The sequence below is a fragment of the Pseudoxanthomonas sp. 3HH-4 genome, assembly GCF_006716465.1.
In the GTDB taxonomy this organism is placed as follows: Bacteria; Pseudomonadota; Gammaproteobacteria; order Xanthomonadales; family Xanthomonadaceae; genus Pseudoxanthomonas_A.
Genome location: NZ_VFPB01000003.1, coordinates 340,535 through 352,820, shown reverse-complemented (window position 1 = coordinate 352,820; position 12,286 = coordinate 340,535). Strand labels below are relative to the sequence as shown.

5 protein-coding genes are annotated in these 12,286 nt (G+C 62.5%); 2 read left to right on the top strand and 3 right to left on the bottom strand.

Annotated features, from left to right (window positions below; genetic code table 11):
* Window positions 1–148: 148 nt before the first annotated feature.
* Entirely contained in the window at window positions 149–928 is a 780-nt protein-coding gene (locus tag FB548_RS11590; RefSeq protein ID WP_142124934.1) for a flagellar brake protein, read from the bottom strand.
* Window positions 929–1,131: 203 nt separating this feature from the next.
* Between FB548_RS11590 and FB548_RS11585 the strand changes: the two genes are divergently transcribed.
* Window positions 1,132–5,955 carry an RHS repeat-associated core domain-containing protein gene (locus FB548_RS11585; protein ID WP_255470512.1) on the top strand — a complete coding sequence of 1,608 codons (4,824 nt, stop codon included), beginning with the start codon at window positions 1,132–1,134 and terminating at the stop codon, window positions 5,953–5,955.
* A gap of 17 nt (window positions 5,956–5,972) precedes the next feature.
* A complete protein-coding gene (locus tag FB548_RS11580; protein WP_142124933.1) occupies window positions 5,973–6,470 on the top strand; it encodes a hypothetical protein in 498 nt (165 codons plus the stop codon).
* Window positions 6,471–7,039: 569 nt separating this feature from the next.
* On the opposite strand, the gene FB548_RS11575 is transcribed toward FB548_RS11580, so the two are convergent.
* Both FB548_RS11575 and FB548_RS11570 read right to left on the bottom strand, forming a co-directional pair.
* Complete coding sequence (locus tag FB548_RS11575) at window positions 7,040–9,694, bottom strand: Cache 3/Cache 2 fusion domain-containing protein (RefSeq protein ID WP_142124932.1); 2,655 nt, start codon at window positions 9,692–9,694, stop codon at window positions 7,040–7,042.
* Window positions 9,695–9,881: 187 nt separating this feature from the next.
* Window positions 9,882–12,098, bottom strand: coding sequence for a methyl-accepting chemotaxis protein (locus FB548_RS11570; RefSeq protein WP_142125056.1), 2,217 nt, complete (start codon window positions 12,096–12,098; stop codon window positions 9,882–9,884).
* Between the last annotated feature and the right edge of the window lie 188 nt (window positions 12,099–12,286).

The window sequence follows — 12,286 nt, the reverse complement described above, 5'->3', positions numbered from 1 at the left end:
GCTTGCGACGCCTGCGGCATGGCGGTGGCGGTGGTGCGCTGCCACGCCCCCGTCGCAGGGGTGTTACGCGAGGTATCGGCGGCGGCGGTGCAAGGTTGAGCGGATGCCGGTCACAGGCGACGGGCGGCGGCCGGAAATTCGATGCAGGTCACGCCGCGCCGCGTTCGCGGGCGCTGCGCTGGCGTTCCAGCCGGAAGATGTAGCGCTGGATCAGCGCATCGCCGCCACGCGGCAGGTCGGTGAACTGGCAGCCGGCGCGCCAGCTTTCGGTGCCGTTCTGGTTGAGCTGGCGGTGCAGGCTCTTGACCATCAGGCGGACGCACAGCGGGCCGCTTTCGGGCAGGTGGAGGAGGCTGCCGGGAAACTCCTTGTAGGGGCGAAGCGTGGGCTCTTCGGCCTGCACGGCCAGGGCGATGCCGCCGCCGCTGATGTCCATCACGCGGTAGTTGCGGTAGGTGGTCTCGCCGTCGGGGTGTCGCTCGGCGACGGCGCATTCCATGGGCTGTGTCACGGGCACCTGCAGGCGATAGAACTCGCGACGCTGCAGGCGCAGGATGCTTTCCGGCAGCGAGGCACGGAATGCCACCTGGCCGTCCTTCTGCACGCGTTGCAGGTCATAGAGCTTGAACTGCACGTGGATGCGGTCGAGCCGGGAGACGCAGGTGACGTGGGTCGCTTCCTCGATGCTGCGGTTGATGGTCTCCGATGCGCTGCCATCGATCAGGACGCCGTCTTCGTCCTCCAGTACTTCGATGATGGAGGTGGGGAAGGTGTGGTTGCGCGGCATCGCGCAACCACTGACGAGCGCGCGCCTGGCGATCAGCGATTGCAGAATCTGCCGGATCTCGTATTCGCCATGCACCAGGTACTTTTCTTCTTCGTCGTACCTGACGGGATCGGCCAGAGTGGCGTCGCTGGGCTCGGTCATGCGGGCGTCGGAAAGCGTCTGGGCAGGGAAGGCGTCACAGGCTGTATCGGCGTGGTGTGCAGCATCTTTAGGGGCTAGTAGCTGCCGGCCGGGAAGATGCCGATCGTGAGGGCGTCGGCGGGACGTAAATGTACTTACCCGATTTGCCGTCTTTCCCGTTACGCGGCGACCGTGTAGCGTTCTATCTGGTTCACGAGGCGGCGATGCGCCGCACCTTTTGCAAGGCAGCTGAAGAGGGGATAGGGATGTTCAGAGGGTTCTCGATCATCGCGGTGATCGCGATGCTGGGTGTGGTGGGAGAAGTTCGTGCGCAGGCGATTGCGGTGGATGACCCGACGGGTGGCTTCACGCCGGGCGCGACCTATTGCCCGAGTACTGGAGGCTGTTTCACTTCGTTGGGTGCTGCAGAAGCTGCGCTGCGTGCAGCAGTGCCTGACGTTGGCCGGTTTCTGTACAACAGCAGCCTGCAGAAGCTGTCGAACGGTCAGATTCGGTCATACTACGCCGTCAAACCGCAAGCGCCACTGGAGTACTACGAGCCTTACTACATGTTCCTTGAGGCCGTCGAGGCAACGCAGTACTGCCCAGGATCCGCCAATAACTTTGGTGGGTGCGGAAATGAAGATGAGCTCATTTCTAACTTCTTTGCTCAAAGAATCAACGCGGGAGTGGTTTACTCTTGTGGCTGGAACAGGTGCTACAACCTCAATCCCCGCGTGGAAGGATCGTACGTCCCACTGAATCGAACCGACGGTACCAGTACCCCCGGAGTCGGGGTGCTCAATGATTCGACCAAGTCTCGATCTCGCAAGATCGTTTTCGATACGAACTACGACGACCATAGGTACCGAGGAACGTACGAGTTCCCTCTTGTCCGTCGGCAACTGTACCTTTGCCCGGCAGGAATGGGGCCTACGAGAGGCGTGCTGGCGGACATCGCGCCCTACCTGTGCCAATCGACAGCCGGCGGCACTATCTTGATCACTACGCCCCGGCAGAATGCGGGCCAGTGTCCCGCAGACAACCAGTCGTGCGAGCCCTCCACGACCAACAAGTCGAGCGCCGAAGCGGACTTCACCTTCGCCGGTCGTCCCTTTGCCCGCCACTACAACTCGCTGCGCGAGGAACTCTCCGGCGGATTCAAGCTGGGACGCGGCTGGTCCCATACCTATGGGCCCGTTTTCAGCCCTCCGGGAACCAATTCGAGCCAGCTCATCGTTGGCGGAAAAAGGATGAAGTACCAGTCGGTTGGCGGCGGTCGTTTTGTAATTGCGGGTCTCGGCGATGCGTCAATGATCCAGGCCGCGGACGGAAATTGGCAGATCACCGAATCCAACGGAGATGTCAGTACTTTCTCTTCGACGCTGGGGTTGGTCAGCATCCGCAACGCGCGAGCGCCCGAGCGGGACGTGACGCTGGAGTACAACAGCAAGAGACTCCTGGAAAGGGTGGTTGACAATAGCGGTCGCGCCCTGCAGTTCACGCACGACTATTTCGGAACGCTGACTGGCCTGCTTCTGCCAGATGGAACAACACAGACCTATGCCTACGATGGGCACGGCAACCTTGTATCGGTTTCCGATGGTCACGGCGGAGTAAAGCAATACCACTACGGTGAGGCCGGCTTGGCCACCAATGGTGATCCCGGATTGCTGACTGGCATCACGTACGAGGATGGCAACCGTCATTCGAGTTTCGGCTACGACGTACATGGCCGGGTTGTTCTGAGTGCGCAGTTCAACTCAGCAGGGCAGCCAGTGAATACCAGCAGGATGCGTTACACGTCAGCGAATCAGGCGGAGGTAGAGACAAGTAGCGGCGCTACGCGCACATTCACCTATAGCGCGGATCGAAACCGTAGTCCCCTGTCAGTGATTGACCCTAATGGCACACGGTCCGCCACCTTTGATAGCTACGGGCGGACGCTCACGCGAACCAACGTCAATGGCTCCCAGGATCGTTACACGTACACGGGTGGAAAGCTGACCTCCGCGACGTCTGCTTTCGGGACTTCTGACAAGCAGACCCGCGAAACGGTTTGGCACGCTACGTTGAACGTGCCCACACAACAACGAACCCTGAACGCTGCTGGTCAGGTCGTGTCTCAGACCAATATGGACTACAGCGCCACCGGACAGTTGTTGACGACGACATCCCTGGACCCGTCGACACTGGCTGCGCGTACTGCCACGCGTGCCTACTGCGAGCAGGCCGACGTCGATATCGGTACCTGTCCCCGTGTCGGCCTGCTGAAGTCGATCGATGGTCCACGCACGGACGTGTCCGACACTAACGCATATGCCTACTACGGCACCGTCGGCGGCGCCTGCGGCAGCACGTTGTCCGGGTGCGGCTATCGCCCAGGTGATCTGTGGAAGGTTACAGATGCGATGGGGCGCGTAACCGAAGTGCTGGCCTACGATGCAGCCGGGCGTCCGCTGGCGGTCAAGGACACGAACGGCGTGGTGACCGAGACGCTCTACTACCCGCGCGGCTGGGTGGCGACGATCACGGTCAAGGGCGCGACGAGTGCGAATGACCGCATCACCTCGTACGAGTACTGGCCCACCGGGCTGGTGAAGAAGATCACCGATCCTGATGGTGTCTACACTACGTACGAATACGACGATGCCAAGCGCCTGACCGCGGTCGCCGACAGTGCCGGCAATCGCATCGAGTACACGCTGGACGGCGCGGGCAATCGCGTCGGTGAGAGCACCAAGGGCGCAGGCGGTGTGCTCAAGCGCACGCTGTCGCGGGTCTACAACACGCTGGGGCAACTGGCCACGCAGGCCGACGCGCAGTCGAACCCGACCGACTTCACCTACGATGCAAGCGGAAACGCGAAGACCGTGACCGATGCGCTGGGGCATGTCACCCGCAACGACTACGATCCCCTGAGCCGGCTCAAGGGCACGCTGCAGGACGTGGGCGGGATCGAGGCGGAAACCAAGTTCGAGTACGACGCCAACGACAACCTGACCAAAGTCACCGACCCGAAGGGGTTGGACACCACGTACAGCTACAACGGCTTTGGCGACCTGGTGCAGTTGAGCAGCCCGGACACGGGTATCACCACCTACACCTACGACAGTGCCGGCAACCGCGCCAGCCAGACCGATGCCCGCGGCATCACGACGACCTACCAGTACGACGCGCTGAACCGGCTGACGCAGGTGGGCTATCCCACCGCCAGCCTCAATGTCGCCTATACCTACGATGTCACCCAGCCGGTCTGCCAGGCAGGCGAGACGTTCTCGGTGGGGCGGTTGACGCTGATGGTGGATGGCAGTGGCTCAACCCAGTACTGCCACGATCGCTTCGGTCAACTGGTCCGCAAGGTGCAGACCACGGATGGCGTGGCGCTGACGCTGCAGTACGCCTACACCAGGAGTGGGCAACTGCAGGCGATGACCTACCCGGACGGCACGGTGGCGGACTACGTCCGCAACGCGCAAGGCCAGATCACCAGTGTGGGCGTCACCCGGCCGGGACAGGTGCGGGAAATCCTGCTGCACCAGGCGACCTACCACCCCTTCGGTCCCATCGCTGGCTGGGTGTACGGCAACGGTCGTGTCATGCAGCGCGACGTGGACCTGGACTACCGTCCAACGTCGATCCAGGGAGGAACGGGCGGTCTGGACCTGACCTATGGCTATGACGCGGTCGGCAACCTGGTCGACATCGATAGCGGCAGCTCACCACCGATGGAGTACCGCTACGACGCGTTGGGTCGCCTGACGGAGGCGCTCGATGGCCCGGCCCAGGCAGTCCTGGACAAGTACGAGTACGACAAGACGGGTAACCGGATCAGTTACACCGACTCGTTCGGCACGAAGGCCTATGCGTATCCGGCCAACAGCCATCGGCTGGATTCGGTCGCAGGTGAGAATCGCGCCTACGACGCAGTCGGCAATACGCAATCTATTGGCGCCTCACGTGAGCTCGAATACAACGATGCGGGCCGGATGAGTCGGGTGCGCAACGGTGGCGTTGTGGCCATGGAGTATGCGTACAACGGGCGAGGGGAGCAGGTTCGCAGACATTTGGGTGTTACTGAAACGCAGTCGCTCTACGACGAAGATGGTCACTGGCTGGGCGACTACGGCACGTCAGGTGTCGTGTCGCAGCAGCCGATCTGGATAGACGACATGCCGGTGGGTGTGCTGGATGGTGGACACATCTATTACGTCCAGCCGGATCACCTTGGCACGCCGCGCGCTGTCGTGGATCCGATACGGGACACCGCTGTATGGCAGTGGGATTTGAAGGGCGATGTTTTCGGGCTCACGCCTCCGGATCAGGACGCGGACGCCGACGGCGTGGCTTTTGCGCTTGACATGCGATTCCCTGGTCAGCGATGGGACGAGAATTCCGGTGCATTTCACAACGGGTATCGCGATTACGATCCTGCTACTGGTCGCTATTTGCAAAGCGATCCCATTGGGCTCGGGGACGGTCCGGCAACTTATACTTACGTTGGTAGTGGTCCCTTAACCGGGCTCGATCCCCTCGGTCTAGCGACAATGACGATGCCGGCAAGCGCTCCATTCAATTGGGCGCAACTTCGGCTTGTAGCTGGAAGGCTGGGTGGTGCTGGAGCTGCCGGTTGGGCGGGTTGGGAGTTTGGTTCGTGGATTGATGGTCAGTACACGAGTTGGAGTGGCCAACCCCTCGGCGCGGATATCTACGATTGGACGCATCCAAAACCCGATGAGCAGTTTGGCGGATGGTCGTCGTCGGCCCAAGCGGGTGGGCTTGCAGATGCTCCTGCTCCCTATGATCATTTTGAAGAAGATGCAGCCATTGCTTTCATGCCGGACCCTTTTGGTGGTGGCGATGCATGTAATAGGCTGGCGCATGCGATCAGGGTTTTGAGGGCGCAGATTGCATGGAGAAGGACAGATCTGAATCCAAGCTCCGGTAGCTATCAAGGGCATCTCGCCAGAATTGCCAAGTTGTCGGCGACGCTGGCGAAGCTGGAATCGTCCTATAGAAACATTTGTGGTGGAACTTGTCCCCCTTAGGAGCCGAGCGAGTCGACATGAAAGAGCAGGTAGAAAAACTGGATGGCTTTCTTTCTGGGGTTGCAGCTTTCAGTGGAGCACTTAGAGATCACACCGCGTTTTCGTACGTGGTTTCTCTGAGTGAGGCGAGATCTTCTGCTGAAGAAGCCTTAGCGGCACATTTCAGCTGGCGTCCTAACCTGACGTTTTCTAGCGTGCACGTGCTGCAACATGGAGTGGCTGATCTTGAGTTGGAGTTAAGGCCATTCCTAGTCAAGAATTTTCGGTTCGGAACGAAGGAGGAGGTCTCCGATCTGCGAAAGTACTTGTCATTCAGGGTCATGGAGTATGTGTGTGCAGTGGTCGAAGACAAAACTGTGAGCAAGGTGCTGAAGCTGGTGGCGGACTCGGGGCCTTACGAGTCGAGCTCAGTGTTCTTTTGCGTTTGCTTGGAAGCCGAAGTGCTCTTTATGCAGTTTAATGACGACACTGGGTTCAAGAAGGGGCGTGTGCCCTTGACGGAGAGAGGCAGTTAAAGTAGATCGTCTTTGGCTCTCATCTGAACGGCTCTCGCGCTGCCAAGCTTGCGACTTCTACGTTAGAGGCGGATAGGTTGGCCTCCGAATAAAATAGAGAATGGAAATTGCGCCCTGGTCCTGAGAGCAATAGGGAACAAGGTCTCCTGCGGAGTTTCCGATAGCTCTGTCAGAAACTCACCGCCGGGCTCGCGACCATAGCGCCATTTAAGAGCAATCAGGGAGACTTAAATGCCCGGAGCTCCTACGCCAAGATCGTGGAGCGGCGCCGATGGGGACGCTATGCAATCCTCGCTGCCGTGGCGTGGCTGGGACTTGTGACCAGCGAGGCTGAGTAATAGAAGATGCTGGCGGGGTAACCCAACATCGTCAGCGCGTAGGATGGGTTGAGCGAAGCGATACCCATCATCGTGGTGAAGGCGCCACGTGCTCGATGGGTATCGCCTACGGCTCAACCCATCCTACAGGGTGAATCTTCACGGATTTCGTTGCTCCGCGTGCAAGCACAGGGCCCGGAATTTCTTGGCTGTGTGCTTGTTGCGCGCCGCTTTATACGAACCGCGAACCGCTCAGAACTCCTGCCAGCCCTCGCCATCTCCCTCGACAAGCACGGGTTCCGGTTTGCGTGCGGGCTGCCTGCGGACTGCGGCCTTCGGCGTCGCCACCGGCCGCGGTGCAACGTCGGCGGCCGCAATGGCCTGGCGGACCGGGGCACTGACGGTGGCCTGCAGCTTGAACACCGAAACGCTCTGGGTCAGCGCGCCGGCCTGCTCTTCCATCGAACGCGCGGCAGCGGTGGCTTCTTCAACGAGCGCAGCGTTCTGCTGGGTGGTCTCGTCCATCTGGGTGATGGTCTGGTTGACCTGCTCGATGCCGGCCGACTGTTCCTGCGATGCGGCGGAGATCTCGGCCATGATGTCGGTCACGCGCTGCACCGAGGCCACGATCTCGCCCATCGTCGTGCCGGCCTGATTGACCAGCGCCGAGCCCTCGGCGACCTTGTCCACCGAAGTCTCGATCAGGCCCTTGATCTCCTTGGCGGCATTGGCCGACCGCTGGGCGAGCGTGCGGACTTCGGAGGCGACCACCGCGAAGCCGCGACCCTGTTCGCCGGCACGTGCGGCTTCCACTGCCGCGTTCAAAGCCAGGATGTTGGTCTGGAAGGCGATGCCGTCGATGACCGAAATGATCTCGGCGATCTTCTTCGATGACTGCTCGATGTCGGTCATCGTGGTGACCACGCGACCGACCACCTCGCCACCCTGCGAAGCGACCGATGCCGCACCGATGGCCAACTGGTTGGCCTGACGGGCCGATTCGGCGTTCTGGCGCACCGTGGAGGTCAGTTCCTCCATGGAGGCGGCGGTTTCTTCCAGGTTGGCGGCCTGCTGTTCGGTACGGCGCGACAGGTCGTTGTTGCCGGAGGCGATCTCGCCGGCGGCAGTATTGATGCTGGTGGCCGCCATCTGGATGCCGCCGACGATCTCGGTCAGCTTGGCGACGGTGGCATTGGCATCGTCGCGCATGGTGGCGAAGACGCCGTGGAAGTCGCCTTCCATCCGTGCGGTCAGGTCGCCACGTGCGATGGCCTGCAGCAGTTCGGACACCTCGGCGAGGTTGCCGTCGGTGGTTTCCATCAACTGGTTGAGTCCCCCGATCATCTCGCGGAAATCGTACTGGTACTTGTCCACGTCGCCGCGCTGGCTGAAATCGCCCGAGGAAGCGGCCTGCGCCAGGCGCTTGATCTCGCCATTGATGGCCGACAGGCTGGCCTTGGTGGCGTCCATCGTCTGCGTCAGCACCGCCTTTTCGCCAGGCAAACGGTCCATGTCCATCGACAGGTCACCGATGGCGTAGCGCTGCATCACCTCGACAAGACGCAGTTTCACCGCGATATGCGAGGCCACCAGCGCATTGGTGTCGCGCACCATGCGGCCGTACTCGCCGGGGAATGCGCTGTCGTCGATGCGGTGGCTGATCTGGCCCTCGTCGTGTCGTCGCGTCATCTCGGTCTGTGCCTCGATCACAGATACCACCTGGGTCTGCACATGGTGCATGGCGGACAGCAACTGGCCGACTTCATCGTGGCGCGAGGTGTCGATGCGGCTGTCCAGTTTTCCGACGGCCACCGCTTCGGCGATGGCGACGGCACCACGCAGCGGGTGCGAGACCACGCGACGCACGCCGAACCAGGCCAGCGTCGCTATCACCACCAGTGCCAGCAACGAAAGCAGCAGGATGGCGACCGTCAACGCATGGCTTGAAGCCAGCACGGTGGAACGGGGTTCGACCGCCACCAGCGCCCACTTCCACGGGGCGAACTGCTTCACCGCGACCAGTGCCGGTACGGCCTCTTCGCCGGCCTTGGGCGCGATGTCGAGCACCGTGTGGCCATGGTCCTTCGCCAGCAGGGCCTTCATCTCCGGCACGGAGTCGACGTCCACCACCGAGGAATACAGCGCGTCCTGGCTGGCGGGATGCGCGGCCAGCTTGCCGTAGTGCTCGCCTTCGGCGATATCCACCACGAAGAAATAGCCCGCTTCGCCCAGTGCCGTGTTGCGCAGCTTGTCCTTCAGCGCCGCGAGGCCATCGCCGTAGTTCTGGCCGACGAACAGGATGCCGATGGTGTTGCCTTCCGCATCCTGCAGCGGCTCGTAATGGGTCATGTAGTCGCGACCAAAGAGACGCGCGCGGCCGGTGTAGGGCTTGTCCTGGAGGATCAGAGCGTATGCGGGATGCTTGTGGTCCAGCGCGGTGCCGATGACGCGTTCGTCTTCGGTGTTGCGCAGCGACGTGGTGGCACGGATGAAATCGTCGCCCTGACGCACGAAGAGCGTGGCGACCACGTCGGTGGCTTCGGTGAAGCGGTCGACGGTGGTGAAGTCCAGGTTGATCGCCTGCGCACCGAAACGCAGTTCGGGAACCTCGAAATCGCCGATCGGCGTGGTGCGTCCGGCATCGACCGAGACGTCGCCCGAAGGCAGTGCCGCGCGGAAGCTCCTTGCCATCCGCTGCGTGGCGTCGGTCAGGGTGCTGTCGTAGAGCGCGATGGATTCCAGCATCACCTGCGCCGCGACGTCGAGATCGCCGAGGGCACGTGCTTCGATGGCGCGGCTGGATTGCCGCTGCACGACCACAGCGAGGAGGGTGAGGACGACGGCCACGGCGAGGGTGACCTGGAGGGAGAGCTTGCTGCCGAGAGAAAGGCGCTTCAGTCGATTCATGGGGGCAGGGCGTGTCGTGATGGAGGCTGGATCGATATCGGCGTTACGGCCAGGTCATTGAGCCTTTGTGGGGATTTCCCCGACGAGCGGTAAATACAGATACCTGCGCGAGTGTGGCGCTCCAGACAGGCACGGCCCGGAAATCCGGGCCGTGCAGGGTGCTTCTGTCGCGTGTTCCGATGCGCGATCAGAACTCCTGCCAGTCCCCGTCGGCGAGCGCGGGTTCGGGCTTGCGTGCGACCGGCTTGCGGGCCACGGCCTTGGGTGTCGCCACCGGCCGCGGTGCAACGGCGGCCGCCGCAATGGCCTGGCGGACCGGGGCACTGACGGTGGCCTGCAGCTTGAACACCGACACGCTCTGGGTCAGCGCACCGGCCTGCTCTTCCATGGAACGCGCGGCGGCGGTGGCTTCTTCCACCAGCGCAGCGTTCTGCTGGGTGGTTTCGTCCATCTGGGTGATGGTCTGGTTGACCTGCTCGATGCCAGCCGACTGTTCCTGCGAGGCGGCGGAAATCTCGGCCATGATGTCGGTCACGCGCTGCACGCTGGCAACGATCTCGCCCATGGTTGCGCCGGCCTGGTTCACCAGCGCCGAGCCGTCGGCCACGCGATCCACCGAATTCTCGATCAGGCCCTTGATCTCCTTGGCGGCATTGGCCGAACGCTGGGCAAGCGTGCGCACCTCGCTGGCCACGACCGCGAAGCCACGGCCCTGTTCGCCGGCACGTGCGGCTTCCACTGCCGCGTTCAAGGCCAGGATGTTGGTCTGGAAGGCGATGCCGTCGATGACCGAGATGATCTCGGCGATCTTCTTGGAGGACTGCTCGATGTCGCGCATCGTGGTTACCACCTGGCCGACCACATCGCCACCCAGCGAAGCCACGCCTGCGGCACCGATGGCCAGCTGGTTGGCCTGGCGGGCGGACTCGGCGTTCTGGCGCACGGTGGAGGTCAGTTCCTCCATCGAGGCGGCGGTTTCTTCCAGGTTTGCGGCCTGCTGTTCGGTGCGGCGCGACAGGTCGTTGTTGCCCGATGCGATCTCGCCGGCAGCCGTATTGATGCTGGTGGCCGCCATCTGGATGCCGCCGACGATCTCGGTCAGCTGGGCGACGGTGGCGTTGGCATCATCCCGCATGCTGGCGAACACGCCATGGAAGTCGCCTTCCATCCTCGCGGTCAGGTCGCCGCGGGCGATGGCCTGCAGCAGTTCGGACACCTCGGCGAGGTTGCCGTCGGTGGTTTCCATCAGACGGTTCAGACCTTCCACCATGTCGCGGAAGTCGTACTGGTACTTGTCGACATCGCCACGATGGGTGAAGTCACCGGAAGCGGCGGCACTGGCCAGACGCTTGATCTCGCCATTGATCGCCGACAGATTGGCCTTGCACATGTCCATCGCTTCGGTGATGACCATTTTCTCGCCCGGCAGGCGGTCCATGTCCACCGACAGGTCGCCCACGGCGTAGCGGCGCATCACCTCCACGGCGCGCATCTTCACGCCGATGTGCTGGGCGACCAGGGCATTGGTGTCGCGCACCATCCGGCCGTACTCGCCGGGGAATGTGCTGTCGTCCATCCGGTAGCTGATCCGGCCTTCGTCATGGCGCGCCGCCATTTCGCTCTGGGCTGCGATGACCGACTTCACCTGCGTCTGCATGCGCTGCATGGAGCCGAGCAGGTCGCCGAGCTCGCTGCGGTCGTCGATGATGATCTGGCGATCCAGCTGGCCACGCGCCACGGAGTCGGCAACGCTCGCGACGTCAGCCATCGGGCGCACGATCGAGCGGGTGATGAGGACCGCGGCCGCGATGGCCAGCATCAGTGCCACCGCCACCAGCAGGCCGATGGCGCGGATGTTGTTGGTATAGCCGGCCTGCTGGGCGGCAACGGCTTCGTCCAGCTCCTTCATCTTGTCGTCCAGCATCAGGGCCACGGCATCGGCCGAGGCCTGGCGCAGGTCGCCGGCTCCACTGGCAGGTGCCAGATCGCCGACCTTGACCGATTCGATCAGAAGGCGGCTGTTGTCGAAGTAGAGCGCGGACTTGGCCAGCATCTGCTGGTACAGCTCTTTCTGATGCTTGTCCGTGATAGTGGTCCCGTACGCTTTCGAGAGCTCGTCGAAGGCCTTGCCGCCCGCGACCATCTCGCCGGTGTATTCGGCGACTTTCTCCGGGTCCTGGTAGCCGGCGACCAGGCCGCGTTCGCTGACCCGGTATTCGGCCAGCATCGTGGCCAGGCGTCCCAAGTCGCGGATGGCCGGCACCTCCTTGTTCGTGATCTCGACCACCACGCCCTGGGCCACGCCCATCCGCTGTGCGGAGAACGCCCCGGTGGCGACGATGAGCAGGACGAGCACGGCGAAGCCGATGGCCAGGCGTTTGCCGATCTTGAGGTGCTTGAACATGAAGGCGGTCTCGATAGAGTTCAGTAGGTGGGGCCAGTGCATCAGGCGGAAGCAGTGGCGGTCCATGCCCTTGGCGCCATGTCTCTCCCGAAGTAACGGCGGAATGTGACAGTTCTTGATGGCCGCTCGGCGGAAAGGTAAGCGCGCTTACCTGCATGTCGACGGCATGCCCGCGCAGACCGTGACCG

Bases quoted from the DNA above. Each gene is read 5' to 3' on its own strand.
- FB548_RS11590 (WP_142124934.1), bottom strand. From the start codon at position 928: ATGACCGAGCCCAGCGACGCCACTCTGGCCGATCCCGTCAGGTACGAC.
- FB548_RS11585 (WP_255470512.1), top strand. From the start codon at position 1,132: ATGCGCCGCACCTTTTGCAAGGCAGCTGAAGAGGGGATAGGGATGTTC.
- FB548_RS11580 (WP_142124933.1), top strand. From the start codon at position 5,973: ATGAAAGAGCAGGTAGAAAAACTGGATGGCTTTCTTTCTGGGGTTGCA.
- FB548_RS11575 (WP_142124932.1), bottom strand. From the start codon at position 9,694: ATGAATCGACTGAAGCGCCTTTCTCTCGGCAGCAAGCTCTCCCTCCAG.
- FB548_RS11570 (WP_142125056.1), bottom strand. From the start codon at position 12,098: ATGTTCAAGCACCTCAAGATCGGCAAACGCCTGGCCATCGGCTTCGCC.